Source organism: Shinella sp. AETb1-6 (assembly GCF_009826875.1).
In the GTDB taxonomy this organism is placed as follows: domain Bacteria; phylum Pseudomonadota; class Alphaproteobacteria; order Rhizobiales; family Rhizobiaceae; genus Shinella; species Shinella sumterensis.
Window position 1 is genome coordinate 21,950 of record NZ_WUMM01000014.1, and the last position, 17,992, is coordinate 39,941.

A 17,992-nucleotide genomic window follows, 5' to 3' on the forward strand; every position below is an offset into this window, starting at 1 on the left:
AACGACCGACGACCAGGCGCCTTCCCTTCATGCCGCCTCGCGCGTGGCGATCAGCGCGTAGCTGCGCGCGGTCTGGCGCTGTTCGGCAATGGCAAGGCGCTCGACCAGTTCGAGCATCGCCTGGCAGGCGGCATTGCCCATGGCGCGGCTGCGCGCCAGAAGCATTTCCGAAACGGAGTGCAGCCCGTCCCCACCCTTGGCCTCGCGCCGCCAGAGCATCGTCGCCTCGGCAAAGAGCGCGCTGATATCGACGCCGAGCCCGGTCGTTTCGTAGAGCGCCCGCACGGCCGCCTCGCGTCCGTCCGACAGGATGGAGCGAACCCGCCGCTCCTCCTGCCCCGAAAGGTTCGCGATGGCGGCGACGAAGAATTCCGCGCGGCCCGTGCAGAGCGCATGCATCAGGAAGACCGGCGTCAGGCGGCCCGTCACGCGAAGATGCTCGACCAGCGTCGGCATCTCCGTGGGGGCAACGTCCGCCACCATGCCGATCGTCGCGACGTCGCAGGCTTCACGCGTGATGCGCTCGACCCGGCCTGTGCCCACCGCCGCCTGGATGAGACCGAAGCCTGCCAGCGCCGTGCCGACCTTCTCCACCAGCGCATGGCGGGCATCGCTCGGCAGGTCCTCGCGGTCGAGCAGCAGCGCGCGGATATCCGCGTCATGGCCAAGCCGCTCGGCGATGCGCGCCAGGCTGCGGCGCGACAGCATGGCGCCCTCGTTTTCCAGCAGCGCCAGCACGTCCTCCACATCCCCCACTTCCGCAAGGGCAGCGGACACCACCCGCGAGACATGGCTGCGGTTGGCAATCAGCATGCGCGTCACGTCGCTGCCCTTGGCGGCGAGATCGACCAGGTCGGCATCCGTCAGCAGGCACGAACACAGGATGATATGGGCGGCGATCTCGGGCTGGTCTTCGGCGAGCGGCAGAATGACCGCGCGCGGCGCGTCCGCGCAGGAGGCAAGTGCCTCGGCCAGCGCCAGCCGCACCTTGGGCGCGGGATCGTCGAGCAGGAAGATCATCGCCATCTCGGCGGCGCGGCGGTCGTCGGGCGCGATGCGCGCCTTCGCATAGGCCCGCGCCAGAACGCTGGCCGCCTTCGCCCTGTCGGCTGCCCGCGCGGTCTCGATCCAACGGAGGAATGCATGAACGATCAATGGACGCCCCAAACGCCTGCGACTTCTAGTGAAAGGACCCTATCGGCAAAGTGTTTAAGATTGGTTCACCATATCCGTTAACGCGCCGGTCATTGCCAGATCGCCGTCCGCCCTCTTAAGAAGAAGCATGAAAACGCTTCCCCGCGCCCTCTTCCTTATGCCCCCCGCCGAACGCGCTCCGACAGTCCGCCGTGACGCCGCCTTCGCGGCGAGCGGGCATGCCTGCCCCGTCGTGAACAACGAATCGACCGTGGACGAACTCCAGGCCATCGTCGCCGCCGGAACGCCGGTGATCGGGCTTGCCGGCTGCCGCAAGGGCGCCGACATCCAGCGCCTCGCCACCCTGCTTTCGGTCGCCGAGGCGCAGGCCGGCCGCGCGGACGGCGAAACGCGCATCCTCGCGCTGACGGACGGAATCCTGCCCGCGCCCGCCGCACCCGAGGGGTTCGCCGGAAAGTCCCCACGGCTCGCCGCACTGGTCTGGGATCGTTTGGCTCTGGAAAATGCGCTCGCGACGGCCGCGCCACGCGCGCAGGACGGCACATGGACCGTCGCCTTCGCGGCCGCCCGCTCGGCCATGCTGCTCGCCGCAGCCGCCGTTGGAGTCCCCGCCTATGACTGCGTCTGCGATCTCGACGGCAACAGCTTTCAGCGCGACTGCGAGACCTCGCGCAACGAAGGGTTTTACGGCCGAATCGCAACGGACGCCGCGCAGGCCGCCATCATCGAAGCGACCTATCCCCGCGGATGACGCAACGTCAGTCCCGCGGCTAACGCAACGTTAGTCCGCCCTGGGGCGAGCCATGGTGAAAACACCCGTGCCGCCGTCGGTGTAATCCAGGTAGCCCATGCGCCCGAGCGGCCGCGCCACCGCCATGTCGATCATGCCGTCGCGCAGGATGTCCGGGCTGATATGGATGCCGACCACCTGGCCGAACACGACCCAGTTGTCCGTCTCGCGCCCGTCGAGATCGAGCGGCCGCAGGATCTGGGTCGTGCGGCATTCGAGCGCCGCATAGGCCTCACCCACATAGGGCGCATCGACGAGGCGCCCGCCGACCGGCGTCAGCCCCGCGATCTCGAATTCGTCGACCCCGCGCGGCACGGCGACCGAACTCGCGTTCATCTCCTTGGCGAGGTGCTGGCCGGCGAGCGAGCAGGTGAAGACGCCCGTCTCCTCGATATTCGTCACGCTGTCCTTGTGGCCGCTGGAGGAGAACATCACCAGCTTCGGCCGGTCGGCCACCGCATTGAAGAACGAATAGGGCGAAAGGTTCCGCCGTCCGTCCGCCGCCTTGGTGCCGATCCAGCCGATCGGGCGCGGCGCGACGATCGCCTTGAAGGGATCGTGCCGCAGCCCGTGCGCGTTCTGCGCTGTCTCGTAGAACAGGGCGTCAGGCATCGTCGCCCACCCATGTCACGATGTCCGAAAGCGCCGGGCGCGGCCGTTCCGTCGGCGGCACGGTCGGCGTGCCGATATGGATGAAACCGGCGATCTTCTCGCCTTCGTTGACGCCGAGGATCGGATAGGCCCGGGTGTCGAAGGCATACCATTCGGTCAGCCAGTTGGAGGCATACCCATGGGCATTCGCCGCCATCACGAGGTTGAGGCAGACCGCGCCGGCCGACATCACCTGCTCCCATTCCGGAACCTTGAAATGCGGTGCGGCGCGGCTGATGACGGCGACCACGACGGGCGCGCGGGTCAGCCGCGTGTTCTCCACCTTCACCATTTCTTCGGAGAGATCGGGCTTGTCCGCCATCGCGATCTTGGCCAGCGCCTCGCTGATGCGCTTGCGCTCCGCGCCCCGGTAGACGATGAAGCGCCACGGCGCGAGCTTGCCGTGATCGGGCACGCGCGAAGCAAGCGTCAGCATCGCCTCGACCTCCTCTCTGGAGGGGCCGGGCTCGCCCATCTGGAAGGCGGGAATGGACCGGCGGGTCGAAAGGTAGTCGATCAGCTTGATTTCGGTTTTCATCGGGAGCGAGTTCCAATACCTTGGCGCGCGAAAGCGGCCTTGAAAATGCCATTCGGGACTGTTTGGAAATGCGTCAGGGTCCGGCGAAGACGGGGATGCCGAGCATCGGAGCGCAGCGTACGCAAGTCCGCCCGCACCGGAAGCGCGGAAATCGCCATTTGCAGCCCGTCATCAAGCATTCACAACAGTCCCTGTGCCGGCTCTCAAGTGGAGCCTTACAGTCAGGAAGTCAACCGGTCCATGCGCATGCCTCTCCATCCTGTCGCCGTCGTAAGTCTCGCCCTGGCGAGCCTTGCCTCCTCCCTTGCGCCGGTTTTCGCGCAGGACACGGTCGAGAGCTTTTCGCAGGTCAGCAAGCCCGCCGTGAAGGGTGGCAAGCTCACCTCCTTCAACCCGATCGTGACGGGCGAAGCGACGCCGAACAACCTGCGTGACGTGACCTGCGAGGCGCTGCTGACCAAGGACGGCCAGCCGATGCGCGACGGCCTGACCTGGCGCGTGTTCTCGCCCATCCCGGCGGCCGATGGCAAGCTGCCGCTGGTCGCGACCTCCGAGGGCGGCACGGCGGCCTTCCAGCTCGTGCCCGGCGAATATTTCGTCAACGTCGCCTTCGGCCGCGCCGGCGTGACCAAGAAGCTCGTCGTTCCCGATCAGGGCAAGGTCGACAAGCAGGTGATGGTGCTCGATGCCGGCGGCATCATGCTGAACGCCGTCTCCGGCTCGGACGTGCGCATTCCGCCGAAGGAGCTGAGCTTTTCCGTCTATTCGTCCGAGGTCCGCGAGGATGGCGAGCGCAACCTCGTCGTCGCCGATGTGAAGCCGAACTCGGTCGTGCGGCTCAATGCCGGCACCTACCACGTCGTTTCCGATTACGGCACGGTCAACGCCGTCATCCGCGCCGATATCCAGGTGGAGGCCGGCAAGCTGACGCGCGCCACCATCCAGCACCGCGCCGCCAAGCTGACGCTGAAGCTCGTCTCCGAGCCCGGCGGCGAGGCGATCGCCGACACGGCCTGGTCGATCCTCACGTCCTCGGGCGACACGGTCTCCGAAAGCGTCGGCGCCTTCCCGACGCTCGTTCTGGCGGAAGGCAGCTACATCGCCGTCGCCCGCAACAAGAACCACATCTATCAGCGCGATTTCAACGTGCAGGCCGGCGTCAACACCGATGTCGAGGTGCTGCTCGACGAGAACGCAAACGACCAGAAGGCCGCCGCCCAGGACGTCGTCGACTGATCAGCCCGCCCGCTTGCGTAGGGAACGGCGCGCCGGCGCCATGGCGAAGACCGCATCGTGCAGCCGTGTCATGATGCCCTTGCGGTCACTGGCCGCAAGTGCTGCCCACGGGATGGTCGCCCCGATGCGCGCCGTGATGGTCGAACCCGAGAGCCTGCGGAATTCACGGATCAGCAGCGACAGCCTCAGCGTCAGCGACACCTTGCTGGCGAGATGGAAGAGCCGACCGTTCTGCCCCTCGAAATAGACCGGAATGACATGCGCCCCGGCCGCCTGCACCAGCTTGGCCGGAAACATCTTCCATGGCAGGTCCTGCGCGCGGCCGAACACGTTCTTCGCCGTCGCCACCCCGCCCGCCGGAAACACCACGATAGTGGTGCCGGCCTTCAGAAGCCGCACCGCTTCGGCGCGCGTCGCCATGTTGAGCGCCAGCGCCGCCTTCGTCTCCTCGAAGGAGACCGGCAGCGCATAGGGCTGCATTTCCGGCACCTTGAGCAGATCGTTGTGGATCATCACGCGGAAGGGACGGCCGAGCTGTTCGGCAAGCGCCAGCACCGCGATGCCGTCGCCGATGCCGAAGGGATGGTTGGCGACGATGACCAGCGGCCCCTCCGGCAGGTCGGCCGGCGGCCAGGCGCCGCGCACGGCGAGCCGCACGTCGATGAGATCGAGCATGTCGCCGAAGACGCGCGCGCTGGTGCCGACGATGGAGGTGCGCCAGATATCGTAGAGCCGCGCATAGCGGTCCCGCCCGGCGAGCCCCTCCATGGAGCGGATGAACCACCGCTTGAGCCGCGGATCGTTCTCATTGGCATAGGACAGCTGCCTGAACCGCACGGGCATTCCTCAAAAAAAATGATCCCGCACTGTTAGCACGGGATCATGAAGGTTTTCAGACAGATGGCAGGGCGCTTACGCGACCCGGTCGCGCTTGCGCTTGAGGTCCGGCGGCATCGCCTCGTCGGCGAGCGATGCGATCGCGTCGTCGAGCGTCATCGACGTCTGGTTCTGCGAACCGAGACGGCGGATGTTGACGGTGCGCTCCTCCGCCTCCCGCTTGCCACAGACGACGATGACCGGAACCTTGGTCACGGAATGCTCGCGGACCTTGTAGTTGATCTTCTCGTTGCGGAAATCGGTCTCGACCGTCAGACCCGCCTCGCGCAGCTTCTCGGCCACCTCGCGGCCATAGTCGTCGGCCTCGGAGGTGATGGTGGCGACCACCACCTGCTGCGGGGCGATCCACAGCGGCATGTGGCCGGCGAAGTTCTCGATCAGGATGCCGAGGAAGCGTTCCATCGAGCCGCAGATGGCGCGGTGGATCATGACGGGCTGCTTCTTGTCGGAATTCTGGTCGATATAGAAGGCGCCGAAGCGTTCCGGCAGGTTGAAGTCGACCTGCGTGGTGCCGCACTGCCATTCGCGGCCGATGGCGTCCTTCAGCGTATATTCGAACTTCGGCCCGTAGAACGCGCCCTCGCCCGGCAGGATACCGGTCTTGATGCGTCCGCCGGACTGCGCCTCGATCTGCTTCAAGACATCCATCATGACGCTTTCGGCCCGGTCCCACAGTTCGTCGGAACCGACGCGCTTTTCCGGGCGGGTGGACAGCTTCACCACGACCTCGTCGAAGCCGAAATCCTTGTAGACCGAAAGGATCAGGTCGTTGATGCGCAGGCATTCCGCCGCCATCTGCTCGTCGGTGCAGAAGACATGCGCATCGTCCTGCGTGAAGCCGCGCACGCGCATCAGCCCGTGCAGCGCGCCCGAGGGCTCATAGCGATGCACGTTGCCAAATTCCGCAAGGCGAACAGGCAGTTCGCGATAAGACTTCAAGCCATGCTTGAAGATCTGCACATGACCCGGGCAGTTCATCGGCTTCAGCGCAAAGACGCGCTCGTCGTCGGTCTCGTCGCCGGCGACGGTCACCTTGAACATGTTGTCGCGATACCAGCCCCAGTGGCCGGAGGTTTCCCACAGCGACTTGTCGAGCACCTGCGGCGCGTTCACCTCTTCATAGGTGCCGGCCAGGCGACGGCGCATATAGGCGACGAGCGTCTGGAACATGCGCCAGCCCTTGCCGTGCCAGAACACGACGCCCGGCCCTTCCTCCTGGAAATGGAACAGGTCCATTTCGCGGCCGAGGCGACGGTGGTCGCGCTTCTCGGCCTCGGCGAGGATGTTGAGATAGGTGTCGAGCTCCTCCTGTGTGCGCCAGGCGGTGCCGTAGATGCGCGTCAGCATCGGGTTGTTACTGTCGCCGCGCCAATAGGCGCCGGCCACCTTCATCAGCTTGAAGGCCGTGCCGATCTGGCCGGTCGAGGCCATGTGCGGGCCGCGACACAGGTCGAACCAGTCGCCCTGGTAATAGATCTTGAGGTCCTGCCCCGCCGGGATCGCATCGACCAGCTCGACCTTGTAGGCCTCGCCCTTGTCGGCAAACACCTGGCGCGCCTTGTCGCGCGACCAGATTTCCTTGGTGAACGGCTTGTTGCGGCTCACGATCTCCTTCATGCGCTTTTCGATCTTGGGCAGATCGTCCGGCGTGAAGGGCTCGTTCTTGGCGAAGTCGTAATAGAAGCCGTTGTCGATGACCGGACCGATGGTCACCTGCGTGCCGGGCCACAGCTCCTGCACGGCCTCGGCCATGACGTGGGCGGCGTCGTGACGGATCAGCTCCAGCGCGCGGTCGTCCTCGCGGGTGACGATCTCGATCCGCCCGTTCGAAACGGGATCGGAGAGATCGCGCAACTCGCCGTCGAGCGCAATGGCAACCGCCTTCTTGGCCAGCGACTTCGAAATCGCCTCCGCCACATCACGCCCCGTCGAGCCCGCGGGATATTCGCGAACGGAGCCATCGGGAAATGTCAGGGAAACAGGTGCAGACATGAAATTCTCCTATCCAGTCCCGCCAACGAATGCGGGTGGTATGCGAAGGGAAGAGGCCGGATGCCCCGGCGCGTGCGTCGCGCGGTATACGGCGATTTTGGGGGGATTGGAAGGGGCAGGCCCTATGATCGCTTTCAAGCCCAAGTATTCATTGATTATGGTGCCCCGTCCGCTCAACGGCGGCGTCGCGCCAACAGCGGCCATTGCAGCTCCGCGCAGCTTTAGGGTATGCGTAGCTGCAGCAACTCCATTATTGGATGATCAGCCCTTTGAACTATATTCAGTCCCTCCGCGCAAAGATCGGTCGCGACCTCATTATGCTGCCAAGCGTTGCAGCGGTCATTTCCGACGCCGAAGGGCGGTTGCTTCTCCAGCGCAAGGGCCAAGGCGAAGGCTGGAGCCTTCCTGCCGGTGCAATCGAGTTAGGTGAGACGCCACAACAGGCAGTGGCTCGCGAAGTCTTGGAAGAGACCGGGCTGACGGTCATCGAAGCGGAAGTCTTGGGGGTATTTGGCGGCAAGGATTTTCGATACGTGTATCCAAACGGGGATCAGGTCGAGTATTTTGTCGTGCTGTTCAGATGTCTGACCAAGGGCGAGCCAGGTGGTTTCTCTGATCCCGAAACCGTTAGCCTCAAATACACGCCCTTGAACGAGATGCCGAGACTTGCCGTTCCCTATCCGATGGAACTTCTGTTCTCCAAGGCAACATGACTGCTCTGCAAGTGATGTGAGGCGAAGCAGTCGTAGTGGCTCAGAGGCGCCAACACCGGTCATCCGGCGATGGCGACATGCTCTGGGAAGTGTTGACTCTCAGGGTTCCCAAATCCCGGTCGTTCTGATTCATTGCTGCTCTCTGAAAGCAGTGATGGAAGCGCCATATGAACGAATACCAGGTCAGACTTGCTTCGATCGTGGAAGACTTCGGCGTTCCCAAGGGCGGAGAAGCGGTCGATATCGAGCGCCATAGAGGTCAAGTCCCGGACGCCGTGATCGAGTTCTGGGAGCAGTACGGCACCGGGATCGTATTGGATGGATATTTTCAGTTTTGCGATCCCGCTCGATATGCTTCGATCATGAAGGTTGTTTTCGATGGCGATAACGAGATCAGACCCGAACAGACACATGCCCTCGGCTTCGGCGCGTTTGGAACGATCGTCGCATGGAATGAAATGTATCAGGACGTCGCCATCAACCTCGTGAACGGCCAGGTGTCGTGCCCTGCTCTTGTGAGCGGCAAGACCTTCGATCCCGATATGGCCGTCACCAGCCAATTGATGATGATCGACGATCCGACCCTCGATGAATATGATGCAAAGGTCAAAAAGCTTTTCAAGCCGGCATCTGCCAAGCTGGGAAAGCTGGGCGTCGGGCAGATCTATGGTTTCAAACCGATTCTGGCACTTGGCGGCAACAGAGCCCTGGAAAACCTGACGATCTACGACGCGTTGCCGCATATGGCGATCCTGGCGCAGGCGCATGAGATGCAGTTGATGGACAACGCCGCTTTTCCGCCTCGGCCGGTGCGGGTGATTGGTCCATGAACTCGGCCCGATGACCGCATTGGGCCAATAGCCGTCATTCATTCAGGCTGCAAGATTCCAACGAAACCGAGCCGACTTAGCCAAAAACTGTCCCACTTCTTTTCTTCGCCTCTGAAGCCTCCCGTGTCCTGAATATCTTACCCCGCCGAACGGATCGCATAACGTGTCGATGCCGACGCGAGGAGGCGCTTTCTTGTTCCGCCGAAATCCGCAGCATGGGCGAAAGAAGAATAAATCCACCGCTCACCTCCGAAGGCCCGGACCACAAGCCGTGCCCTCTCCTCCGTCATCCTTATCTGCCCTCTCCTCCGTCATCCTCGGGCTCGACCCGAGGATCTGACCACGCCGATACGCCATTTCCGTCAACGGTTTGGAGAAGGCCGGCAGATCCTCGGGTCAAGCCCGAGGATGACGTCGGTGGGTGTGGCCACGGCGCGTGCGGCGACCGTGAGTGCCGCGGCTGTCGGTGTGGCAACGTCGGGTGTGGTGGCGGCTGGCGTAATGACAACGGCAACCACCCATAAAACACGGGGACGCTGCCGCCGGAAAAACCCAATCATTCCAGTCCCAGCCGCCCTTTTCACGCACGAATCATCCCCGCCTTCCGCCCATCGCCTATCCTGAACGTCCTTCCGCCGCCGGACGGATCGCGTAACGTGTCGATGCGGGCGGGAGGAGGCGCTTTCGTTGTCTGCCGTAACGTGCGGCGGGGGCGAGAGAGGTTTGGAGCGACGAGGGGGTGACGCCCTTCGCCGTGCGGGGCTTCCCCCTTCCCCGGGTCGCGGGGTCGGTTTGGGTCCGCCATGCAGGCAGGATGGCAGCCCATGCCCCCGGAAAGTGCGGAACGCGGTTTCCGGACAAGGCGCATGGGCCAGCCAGACTGCGCAGCGAAGCCCTGCCATGCCTGAAGGAGGACAAGACCGCCTCCGAAGAACGCCTGGGCCGCGCGAAAGCGAAGCCACCACACACACCCTTTCCAGAGGCAACGCTTTCGCGCGGTTCTCCGGTCCCGACAGTCTTCAACCCGATGGGAAACCTGCGGGCCGTTCCGGCTGCGCGCAATCCGCCGGAGACCCCCGAAGAGGCTCCACGAGAATCCCCAGGAGAGAACCATGACACCAGACAGGCAGGGCACCACCGCACCGCCCGAGGGCGACGATGACCACAGGCTGGTCATCCACCAGTTCGGGGCGACCGAGGCCGGCTTCTTCCGCACCTGCCGCCTGCCGCGCTGCCGGCGGGCGCGGCGCTGCGCCGGCTGCCCGCGCCCGGGCGGTGAAGCGGACGCGTTGCCCGACAGCGCCACGCTTCCGCCCTGCATCGTCACCGGCGCGGATATCCGGCGCCTGATCGACGGCGTCATGGACGTCGACCGCATCATCCGGGAGGCCTGGGGGCTGGTCCCCGGCGAAGAGGACGGCGACATGGACGACGGCGCGGGCAATGGCGAACCCCTCGCCTTTCCGCCGCCCGAAGGCCGGCCGCGCGCCCGCAAGCCGGGCCGGCACGGCGGCCGGCGTGCCCGGCGCGGCCGGTCGAAGGCTCGGGAGACGTGTTACGCTCAGGAGACGCCGAGCGCCTCGGCGGAAATCCAGAACACGGCGTCCTGCGACTCGGCCGTTTCCAGCCAGACGAAATCGAGATGCGGGAATTCCTCTTCCAGGATTTCCCGGCCCGAGCCGATCTCGCAGATCATGCCGCCCTCGGGGTTGAGATAGGCGGGCGCGTCGGCGAGGATGCGGCGCACCAGATCGAGCCCGTCCACGCCGCCGTCATGGGCCATTTCCGGCTCGGCGCGGAATTCCGGCGGGTAACCCGAGAGCGCCTCGTGGTCGACATAGGGCGGATTGGTGATGATGAGGTCGTAGGTGCGGCCTTCCAGCGGTTCGAAGAGGTCGCCCTGGAACAGCGTCACCTGGTCCTCGACATCGTGTTCGTCGAGATTGATCTTCGCCACCTCCAGCGCATCGGCCGAGAGGTCGACGGCATCGACCGTGGCATGCGGGAAGAACTTTGCCGCCAGCACCGCAAGGCAGCCCGAGCCCGTGCAGATGTCGACGGCGCTCGTCACCGTCATCGGATCGGGCAGGAAGGCGGAACCGTTGTCGCCGAGATATTCGGCAAACAGGATTTCGCCGATATGCGAGCGCGGCACGATCACCCGCTCGTCGACATGGAAGCGCACGCCCTGGATATAGGCGCGCCCGGTAATGTAGGACGAGGGCTTGCGCGTCGTTACCCGCGTCTCGATGCGCTCGGCAAGCAGCCGGCGCTCGTCGGGCAGCAGGCGGGCATCGAGGAAGGGATCGAGCGCATCGATCGGCAGTTCCAGCGTGTCGAGCAGCAGATAGGCCGCGTCGTCGCTCGCCGTCGTCGTGCCGTGGCCGTAGCTCAGATCGGCGGCGTTGAAGCGCGAGATCGCATAGCGCCAGTAGTCGCGCAGCGTCACGAGTTCGGTTGTGATGTCTTGCTGTGTCAACGGCGGCCTCGTGTGCGCTATAGTATTCTCTGGACTGACCCGGCTTTAGAATGGCAAGGGCGGAGCGGTCAATCATAACCATAGAGGCTTTCCGCGACAGCATGGCGAAGGATACGCGCAACAGGCAGAAACCGGCTCCCTCCCGCAAGGCAGGCGCGGTAGCGCGTGCGCCCGTCGTCGCCAAGCCGCGCCTGTCCGCAAGGCCGAAGGCGGCACCGGACGGCAAGCGCGTCACCCTGCCCCGCGCGCTCTCCAAGCTCGGCTTCTGCTCGCGCAGCCAGGCGGAAGCGCTGATCATGGAAGGCCGCGTCACGGTCGCCGGCCGGATCGTCACCGATCCCGAGACGTGGATCGACCTTGCCGAAGCGGCACTCGCCGTCGATGGCCGGCCGGTGGTCGCCGAGGCACCGGTCTATCTCATGCTCAACAAGCCGCGCGGCCTCGTCACCACCCGCCACGACCCGGAGGGCCGCCCGACGGTCTATGATTGCCTCGCCGGCGTCGAGCACGCCCATCTTTCGCCGGTCGGCCGGCTCGACAAGGCAAGCGAGGGCCTGCTGCTCTTCACCAACGACACGCAGTTCGCCAACGCCCTGCTCGATCCCGGGACCCATGTCGCCAAGACCTATCACGTCCAGATGGATCGCCATGCCGACGCTCCCTTGCTCGAGGCGATGGCGCGCGGCGTCATCCATGACGGCGACGTCCTGAAGGCGCGCCGGGTGCGGCAGCTGCGGGCGGGCGAAAAGAACGCCTGGCTCGAAATCGAGCTCGACGAGGGCCGCAACCGCCATATCCGCCGCATGCTCGAAGCGCTCGGCGTGGAATGCCTGCGCCTCGTGCGCGTCGCCATCGGCAACCTGCCCCTCGGCGATCTCGAAAAGGGCGCGGTACGCCCGCTGAGCGAGACGGAAGTGCGCAACCTGCGCAGCCTCACCCGCCGCCGATAGGAGAGGTGAGCGGTCGGCGACATCCCCGCCGGAAAGGTCCGTAGCATAATGATCGGAAAGGGGCTCGATCCTCCAGTCACTGGAGGAATTATCTTCGAAGGACGATCATCATGGAGTTCCGCATGCCCGCCCTCTCCCCGCTGTCCGGCCACGCTGCGGGCCGCGGGGCTTGCCATCGCCGGCCTCGGCGCGCTGTTTGCAGCCCATGCCCAGCACTATATGGGCGCCTCCTGGCGCATCGGCTCGGCGGAAGGCCAGTCCGGCGCCATCGTCGATACCGGGCCGTTCCGCCGGTCGCGCAACCCGGTCTTCGTCGGTCAGGTCGCACTGTTTGCGGGTTTCGTCGTCGCCCGGCCGGATATCGTCCAGCGCGCGCTGGCCGCGGCCGTGGTAGCCGCCGTGTGGTTGCAGGTCCGGGTCGAGGAAAAGGTGCTGGAGCGTGGTCTTGGCAAGCCCTACGCGGCCTACCGTGAGCGTGTGCGCCGATGGCTCTAGGATCAGCCGAGCATCCTGGCGAGACCGTTGACGGTGTTGGCATTGCGCAGCGTGCCGATGCCGAGCTTGCGGGTCGTCACGGCTCAGCCCCTGCCGGCGCGCGACACGCGCCACAGCCGCCACGGCGCCCACCAGGAAAACCGGCGCTCCAGCGTCTCGGGCACGGGATCGAAACCATACGTGCCGCCCGGGCCGCAGCGCGCGACGCGAAACAGCGTCATGAAGCCGCCCCGCCACAGGCCGTGGCGTGCGACCGCCTCATAGCCGTATTCCGAGCAGGTCGGCAGATGCCGGCAGGAATTGCCGATGAAACCGGACAGCGTGAGTTGGTAGAGGCGGATGAGGCCCATGCCGAGAAGCCGGCCCGGTGTCTTGCGGAACGGTCCCGACCAGTTGCGGCCCCTGGAAGCAGAAGCCGAAGCCGAAGCCGGCGCGGCATGCCGGCAGTCCGGACCGTCGCACATCGCGCTTCACCCGGCTTTTTCGAGCCGCTTCGCCTCGATCTGGCCGATGGCATCCACCACCGCATCGAAGGTCAGCATGGTGGAGGCGTGGCGCGCCTTGTAGTCCTTGACGGGCTTGAGGAAGCGCATCTCCTCGAAACGTCCGCCAGGGCCCTCGCCGTCGGCCTTCAGCATGGCCAGCATGTCCTCGCGCGCCCGGCGAATGTCCGCGACGGTAGCGCCGATCACGTGGCGCGCCATGATGGAGGACGACGCCTGCCCCAGCGCGCAGGCCTTCACCTCGTGCGCGAAATCGCTGACCCGGTCGCCGTCGAGCTTGATATAGACCCTCACGCGGGAGCCGCAGAGCTTGGAATGGGCGCCTGCCTCGGCATCCGCGTCGTCAAGCGTGCCGATCCGCGGAATGTTGCCGGCAAATTCGAGAATGCGGCTGTTATAGATATCGTCCATCATGACCTGCTTTTCGCACTTTTTGCGAAATCTTCAATGATCCGGGGATATTATTCCGATCGGGTCGGGAAAAAAGCACGACGTGTCGCCTCCTGCCTCTTTCGCGACCAGTGATCCATACTATATGATAGCTCGTATTGGGGTGCGTGTTTTGCAAGAAGCGAAATGGCGGAAAGCGGACACCACCTGTTGTTTGGGAAACCGTGCCGGACGGTCAGCGCACTGTTAAGCGAGACCTGAAAGCCCCGGAGCCCGCCAACGGAACCCAAGCCTGCAGGGTTAGGCGAATGGCCAGTGGCGAGTCCGAATACACGTCAGATAACCTGCAGAAAGGTCTCCACGACCATGGACGCCATCGTAACGAATTTTCCGCGCCCCGAAGACCAGACGGATCGCCCCTCCCAGAAAGAAGCGGAGGATGCCGTTCGCGTCCTGCTTCGCTGGGCCGGTGACGACCCGGAACGCGAAGGCCTGCTGGACACGCCCAAGCGCGTGGCCAAGGCATACCGTGAGCTGTTCTCCGGATACGACCTCGCCGCCGAGGACGTGCTGGGCCGCACCTTCGAGGAAGTCGCCGGCTACGACGACATGGTGCTGGTGCGCGATATCCCGTTCTTCTCGCATTGCGAACACCATATGGTGCCGATCATCGGCAAGGCGCATGTCGCCTATCTGCCGAACGGCCGGGTGCTCGGCCTGTCCAAGATCGCCCGCGTGGTGGAAATCTACGGCCGCCGCCTGCAGACGCAGGAAACCATGACGGCGCAGATCGCCAAGTCGATCGACGAGACGCTCAATCCGCGCGGCGTGGCCGTGATGATCGAGGCCGAGCATATGTGCATGGCGATGCGGGGCATCCAGAAACAGGGCTCGACAACGCTGACCACCACCTTTACCGGTGCCTTCAAGACCGAGCCGACTGAACAGGTCCGGTTCATGACCATGATACGAAGCTAGGCGAAACGGCCGGCTTCGGAAGACGGAGCCGCCGCCATGCCGATCACCTTCGACGCCCCTTCGAAAGACAAGGCCGAACTCGAGACCGGAACCGCGTTCACCCCGCGTTTCGACGAAAGCGGGCTTGTCACCGCCGTCGTGACGGACGCGAAGGACGGCGAGCTGCTGATGGTGGCGCACATGAACGCCCAGTCGTTGGCGCTGACCATCGAGACCGGCATCGCGCACTACTGGAGCCGCTCGCGCAACGCGCTCTGGAAGAAGGGCGAGACCTCGGGCAATCTCCAGACGGTGGTGGAACTGCGCACGGATTGCGATCAGGATGCCGTCTGGCTGAAAGTGTCCGTGGCCGGTCATGACGCGACCTGCCACACCGGCCGCCGCTCCTGCTTCTACCGCACGGTCTCGAACGGACCCGACGGCGCGGTGCTCACAATCACCGGCGGCGAGCCGCAGTTCGATCCGGCTACCGTCTACAGCAAAAATTAAGCATCTGCGCGATTTTCGTCCAGATTCGAGACGTTTTCACCAATTGGAAACCGTTCGAATTGCCTAATGGCTCGCATGGCGGCTTTTACCCCCGCCATGCGGATCACGAGATGGAAGCGCAACGCACTCCTGCATCAAGACCGGTCTCCAGCGCCACCCCGTGGATGACAGCGCCCCTGCAGGCACAGGCAAGCCCCCGGAAAATCGCGCATCCGCATCTTTTTTTCACGTTGAAAGTTCCCCGCGATACGCATCGCCCTTATCCTGCCCTATATCCTGTATTCGCAGGTGTTGAAGCGGCGGAACCGGTCGCGTCACCGAGAGTTCCTTTGGGGAATGGAGGTCCGGAATGCTGAACTGGAGTTTCAACCGCAGCCTGATGCCATCGGACGCATCCAATCCCGGCGACCCTACCCTCGACACGCTCCCGCCCATGCCTGCACCCGCCCCGCCCCGCAAGTCCAAGATCGCACTCGCACTCGGCGGCGGCGCTGCCCGCGGCTGGGCCCATATCGGCGTCCTCAGGGCACTGGAGGAAGAGGGCATCGAAGTCGGCATGATCGCCGGCACCTCGATCGGCGCCCTCGTCGGCGGCTGCTACCTGGCCGGCAAGCTCGATGAGCTTGAAAGTTTCGCACGCTCGCTCACCATGCGCCGCATCGCCAGCCTGCTGGATTTCACCATTCGCGGCTCCGGCCTGTTCGGCGGCATGCGGCTGACAAAGCGCATGCAGGAGCATCTCGAAAACCTCGCGATCGAAGACCTCGACCGCCCGTTCGTGGCGGTGGCGACGGAAGTCAACAGCGGCCATGAAGTGTGGATCAACGGCGGCTCGCTGATCACGGCGTTGCGCGCGTCCTACGCCCTGCCCGGCATTTTCGAACCGATCAAATGCAACAACCGCACGCTGGTCGACGGCGCCCTCGTCAATCCGGTGCCCGTCTCGGTCTGCCGCGCCTATGAAGAGCCGCTCGTCGTCGCGGTCAATCTCAACTACGACCTCTACGGCCGCTCGGCGGTGATCAAGCACAGCGCCAGCCAGCAGAAGATCGACGAGCACAGACAGGAAGACAGTGCTGCGCGGCTCGGCCTGACCGGCGTGATGGTGCAGTCGTTCAACATCATCCAGGACCGCATTTCCCGCGCGCGCCTTGCCGGCGACCCGCCGGATCTAGCGCTGCATCCAAAGCTCGCCGATATCGGCCTTTCGGAGTTCCACCGCGCCGGCGAAGCCATCGACCGCGGCTATCAGGAAGCCAAGGCGCGCATTGCCGAAATCCAGCGCATGCAGGAAGTGGTGCGAGCCGTGCGCTGAGGCGCGGCGATATCAGGGAAAGCCTGCAGGAAGCTACAGGACTAAAGGCGGGCGGAACGGCTAGGATCGTTCCGCCCGAAACCGTTTCACCGGGCCGGTCGCGATGCGGTCAACTCGCGATATAGGCCTTGATGGCCTCGGCCTCGTGCTTGATCGCACGGATATGGGCTTTCACCACGTCGCCGATGGAGATGATGCCGACCAGCCGCCCGTCTTTCTCCACGGGAATATGGCGTGCACGCAGCTTGCTCATCATTTCCATGATGTCTTCGACGGATTGCGCCTCGCCGCAGCGGTGGACATTGCCCCACATGATGGAGGAAATCGGCTTTTCCAGGCATTCCGCACCGTTGCGGGCCACGGCGGCAACGATGTCGCGCTCGGTCAGAATGCCGGAGATGCGATCGTTGCGGTCCACGATGACGATGGCGCCTATGTGATTTTCATGAAGATAGACGGCAGCCTGCCTGACGGTAAGCTGTGGGCCGCCGGTCACGACGTTGCGGCCCTTCTCGTCCAGTATCGACTTTACATACATGCGTACCTCCCGTGTGCGTCATGACAGAGAGGCGGGGCACCCTTGCAGGAATGCCCTGCCAGTATGGTGAGACAGGCATCGCTTCCTCCGTGCGTGTGCCGGTCCCTTCCGGTCTGCATGTGCGAACCGGAACTGTCTTATGGTGCGCCACGAAAACGGCGATTGCAAGACTGCTTGTGGATAGCGTCAATCCCGCCGGGCTTCGCCGTCCAGCCGGTCGAAGATCGGAAAGAACAGGAACCCGAAGAGGAAGCCGCCGATATGGGCCTCCCAGGCGATGGCCCCGCCGCCGCCGACCGAGCCGAAGACCTGGCCGACGCCGACCAGAAAATTCGTGAGGAACCAGATGCCCGAGAAGACCAGCACCGAACGGTTCGACAGCGCCTCGGGGATCGAAAGCCGCCGGTTGAGATGGGCGAACTGCCGGCTGATGCGGCCGCTCGGCGAGAACACGAAGCGCGCCGCAGCGCCCATCAGGCCGGAGACGACGCCGGAGGCGCCTACGACGAGGATCATCTCGCCCCAGTGCAGCGCCGTGTGGAAGGCGACCGCCGCGATGGCGGATAGGCACCAGAACAGGAAGAAGCGCGTGACGCCGATGCGCCGCACCACCGGCGCGCCGAAGGCGACCATCCAGAAGCCGTTGAACAGCAGATGCTCCCAACTGCCGTGCAGCAGCGAATAGGTGATCGGGCTCCACAGCCAGCTCAGGTCCTGATCGGCAAGCGGCACGGCATAGCGTGCGGGTATGAAGGCGAAGCGCAGGAGGACGCTCTCGTCGGCGGGCACCGACAGCACATAGGTGCGCACGGCATGGACGAGCGTCAGCAGGCCGAGCACGAAGACGAGACTTCCGGGAAGATTGAAGGCGGGCTCGCGCCTGCGCACGCCGTTCTCCTCATCATGCATTTCCACGCCGTCGTCACGCATTGCGAACCACCAACTCATACAAAAGGAATCGCGCTTATATAGATAAAAGAAAGGCCGTGCAGCTTTCGCCGACGGCCCGCGCCCCCAATCCCCGGAGCTTGAAAGATGTGCACTTAACCACCC

19 protein-coding genes are annotated in these 17,992 nt (G+C 64.5%); 9 read left to right on the forward strand and 10 right to left on the reverse strand.

Annotation, left to right across the window (positions count from 1 at the left end; genetic code table 11):
* Positions 1 to 27 precede the first annotated feature (27 nt).
* A complete protein-coding gene (locus GR158_RS20710) occupies positions 28 to 1,155 on the reverse strand; it encodes a DUF2336 domain-containing protein (protein ID WP_134652194.1) in 1,128 nt (375 codons plus the stop codon).
* 127 nt (positions 1,156 to 1,282) lie between these two features.
* On the opposite strand from GR158_RS20710, the gene GR158_RS20715 reads away from it, so the two are divergent.
* Positions 1,283 to 1,906, forward strand: coding sequence for a hypothetical protein (locus GR158_RS20715; protein ID WP_160872419.1), 624 nt, complete (start codon positions 1,283 to 1,285; stop codon positions 1,904 to 1,906).
* A gap of 30 nt (positions 1,907 to 1,936) precedes the next feature.
* Here the strand turns inward: GR158_RS20715 and GR158_RS20720 are convergent, their stop codons facing one another.
* Both GR158_RS20720 and GR158_RS20725 read right to left on the reverse strand, forming a co-directional pair.
* The gene (locus tag GR158_RS20720; protein ID WP_134652208.1) at positions 1,937 to 2,545 is read right to left on the reverse strand and encodes a flavin reductase family protein; all 609 of its coding nucleotides are present in this window, start codon (positions 2,543 to 2,545) and stop codon (positions 1,937 to 1,939) included.
* Positions 2,546 to 2,549: 4 nt separating this feature from the next.
* Positions 2,550 to 3,134 (reverse strand): nitroreductase, encoded by a 585-nt coding sequence (locus tag GR158_RS20725; protein WP_160872420.1) that lies wholly within the window; start codon positions 3,132 to 3,134, stop codon positions 2,550 to 2,552.
* A 240-nt stretch (positions 3,135 to 3,374) separates the two neighbouring features.
* Here GR158_RS20725 and GR158_RS20730 point away from each other — a divergent pair, with 240 nt between their 5' ends.
* Positions 3,375 to 4,370 (forward strand): hypothetical protein, encoded by a 996-nt coding sequence (locus GR158_RS20730; protein ID WP_370359439.1) that lies wholly within the window; start codon positions 3,375 to 3,377, stop codon positions 4,368 to 4,370.
* Here the strand turns inward: GR158_RS20730 and GR158_RS20735 are convergent, their stop codons facing one another.
* Positions 4,371 to 5,207, reverse strand: coding sequence for a lysophospholipid acyltransferase family protein (locus GR158_RS20735; protein WP_160872421.1), 837 nt, complete (start codon positions 5,205 to 5,207; stop codon positions 4,371 to 4,373).
* Between the two features lie 75 nt (positions 5,208 to 5,282).
* On the reverse strand, positions 5,283 to 7,259 hold the full coding sequence (gene thrS / locus GR158_RS20740; RefSeq protein WP_160872422.1) for a threonine--tRNA ligase: 1,977 nt from the start codon (positions 7,257 to 7,259) through the stop codon (positions 5,283 to 5,285).
* Between the two features lie 269 nt (positions 7,260 to 7,528).
* Here thrS and GR158_RS20745 point away from each other — a divergent pair, with 269 nt between their 5' ends.
* Both GR158_RS20745 and GR158_RS20750 read left to right on the forward strand, forming a co-directional pair.
* Positions 7,529 to 7,972 (forward strand): NUDIX domain-containing protein, encoded by a 444-nt coding sequence (locus tag GR158_RS20745; RefSeq protein ID WP_230640299.1) that lies wholly within the window; start codon positions 7,529 to 7,531, stop codon positions 7,970 to 7,972.
* A gap of 167 nt (positions 7,973 to 8,139) precedes the next feature.
* Complete coding sequence (locus GR158_RS20750; protein WP_160872423.1) at positions 8,140 to 8,802, forward strand: GAD-like domain-containing protein; 663 nt, start codon at positions 8,140 to 8,142, stop codon at positions 8,800 to 8,802.
* A 1,561-nt stretch (positions 8,803 to 10,363) separates the two neighbouring features.
* Here the strand turns inward: GR158_RS20750 and prmB are convergent.
* Positions 10,364 to 11,281, reverse strand: coding sequence for a 50S ribosomal protein L3 N(5)-glutamine methyltransferase (gene prmB, locus GR158_RS20755; protein WP_160872424.1), 918 nt, complete (start codon positions 11,279 to 11,281; stop codon positions 10,364 to 10,366).
* A gap of 101 nt (positions 11,282 to 11,382) precedes the next feature.
* Between prmB and GR158_RS20760 the strand changes: the two genes are divergently transcribed.
* Positions 11,383 to 12,231: a pseudouridine synthase gene (locus GR158_RS20760; RefSeq protein WP_160872425.1), complete on the forward strand. Its 849-nt coding sequence runs from the start codon at positions 11,383 to 11,385 to the stop codon at positions 12,229 to 12,231.
* 48 nt (positions 12,232 to 12,279) lie between these two features.
* The gene (locus GR158_RS20765) at positions 12,280 to 12,726 is read left to right on the forward strand and encodes an isoprenylcysteine carboxylmethyltransferase family protein (RefSeq protein WP_160872426.1); all 447 of its coding nucleotides are present in this window, start codon (positions 12,280 to 12,282) and stop codon (positions 12,724 to 12,726) included.
* A gap of 83 nt (positions 12,727 to 12,809) precedes the next feature.
* On the opposite strand, the gene yidD is transcribed toward GR158_RS20765, so the two are convergent.
* Positions 12,810 to 13,190 (reverse strand): membrane protein insertion efficiency factor YidD, encoded by a 381-nt coding sequence (yidD, locus tag GR158_RS20770; protein ID WP_160872427.1) that lies wholly within the window; start codon positions 13,188 to 13,190, stop codon positions 12,810 to 12,812.
* 6 nt (positions 13,191 to 13,196) lie between these two features.
* Entirely contained in the window at positions 13,197 to 13,643 is a 447-nt protein-coding gene (locus tag GR158_RS20775) for an iron-sulfur cluster assembly scaffold protein (protein ID WP_202402383.1), read from the reverse strand.
* A 342-nt stretch (positions 13,644 to 13,985) separates the two neighbouring features.
* Here GR158_RS20775 and folE point away from each other — a divergent pair, with 342 nt between their 5' ends.
* The 3 genes from folE to GR158_RS20790 all read left to right on the forward strand — a co-directional run bounded on the left by folE (position 13,986) and on the right by GR158_RS20790 (position 16,401).
* Entirely contained in the window at positions 13,986 to 14,597 is a 612-nt protein-coding gene (gene folE / locus GR158_RS20780; protein ID WP_134650747.1) for a GTP cyclohydrolase I FolE, read from the forward strand.
* A gap of 36 nt (positions 14,598 to 14,633) precedes the next feature.
* A complete protein-coding gene (gene hisI, locus GR158_RS20785; protein WP_160872429.1) occupies positions 14,634 to 15,086 on the forward strand; it encodes a phosphoribosyl-AMP cyclohydrolase in 453 nt (150 codons plus the stop codon).
* A gap of 349 nt (positions 15,087 to 15,435) precedes the next feature.
* Positions 15,436 to 16,401, forward strand: a complete 966-nt coding sequence (locus GR158_RS20790) for a patatin-like phospholipase family protein (protein WP_160872430.1) — start codon at positions 15,436 to 15,438, stop codon at positions 16,399 to 16,401.
* Between the two features lie 109 nt (positions 16,402 to 16,510).
* Here the strand turns inward: GR158_RS20790 and GR158_RS20795 are convergent, their stop codons facing one another.
* On the reverse strand, positions 16,511 to 16,939 hold the full coding sequence (locus GR158_RS20795; protein WP_134650750.1) for a CBS domain-containing protein: 429 nt from the start codon (positions 16,937 to 16,939) through the stop codon (positions 16,511 to 16,513).
* 186 nt (positions 16,940 to 17,125) lie between these two features.
* Positions 17,126 to 17,869: a rhomboid family intramembrane serine protease gene (locus GR158_RS20800; RefSeq protein WP_160872431.1), complete on the reverse strand. Its 744-nt coding sequence runs from the start codon at positions 17,867 to 17,869 to the stop codon at positions 17,126 to 17,128.
* Positions 17,870 to 17,992: the final 123 nt, after the last annotated feature.

What these genes read in the sequence shown, in the direction of transcription:
- GR158_RS20765 (WP_160872426.1), top strand. Translation starts at nt 12,280, where the DNA reads ATGATCGGAAAGGGGCTCGATCCTCCAGTCACTGGAGGAATTATCTTC.
- GR158_RS20730 (WP_370359439.1), top strand. Translation starts at nt 3,375, where the DNA reads ATGCGCATGCCTCTCCATCCTGTCGCCGTCGTAAGTCTCGCCCTGGCG.
- GR158_RS20725 (WP_160872420.1), bottom strand. Translation starts at nt 3,134, where the DNA reads ATGAAAACCGAAATCAAGCTGATCGACTACCTTTCGACCCGCCGGTCC.
- GR158_RS20790 (WP_160872430.1), top strand. Translation starts at nt 15,436, where the DNA reads ATGCTGAACTGGAGTTTCAACCGCAGCCTGATGCCATCGGACGCATCC.
- GR158_RS20795 (WP_134650750.1), bottom strand. Translation starts at nt 16,939, where the DNA reads ATGTATGTAAAGTCGATACTGGACGAGAAGGGCCGCAACGTCGTGACC.
- thrS (WP_160872422.1), bottom strand. Translation starts at nt 7,259, where the DNA reads ATGTCTGCACCTGTTTCCCTGACATTTCCCGATGGCTCCGTTCGCGAA.
- GR158_RS20760 (WP_160872425.1), top strand. Translation starts at nt 11,383, where the DNA reads ATGGCGAAGGATACGCGCAACAGGCAGAAACCGGCTCCCTCCCGCAAG.
- folE (WP_134650747.1), top strand. Translation starts at nt 13,986, where the DNA reads ATGGACGCCATCGTAACGAATTTTCCGCGCCCCGAAGACCAGACGGAT.
- yidD (WP_160872427.1), bottom strand. Translation starts at nt 13,190, where the DNA reads ATGTGCGACGGTCCGGACTGCCGGCATGCCGCGCCGGCTTCGGCTTCG.
- hisI (WP_160872429.1), top strand. Translation starts at nt 14,634, where the DNA reads ATGCCGATCACCTTCGACGCCCCTTCGAAAGACAAGGCCGAACTCGAG.
- GR158_RS20775 (WP_202402383.1), bottom strand. Translation starts at nt 13,643, where the DNA reads ATGATGGACGATATCTATAACAGCCGCATTCTCGAATTTGCCGGCAAC.
- GR158_RS20715 (WP_160872419.1), top strand. Translation starts at nt 1,283, where the DNA reads ATGAAAACGCTTCCCCGCGCCCTCTTCCTTATGCCCCCCGCCGAACGC.
- GR158_RS20750 (WP_160872423.1), top strand. Translation starts at nt 8,140, where the DNA reads ATGAACGAATACCAGGTCAGACTTGCTTCGATCGTGGAAGACTTCGGC.
- GR158_RS20800 (WP_160872431.1), bottom strand. Translation starts at nt 17,869, where the DNA reads ATGCGTGACGACGGCGTGGAAATGCATGATGAGGAGAACGGCGTGCGC.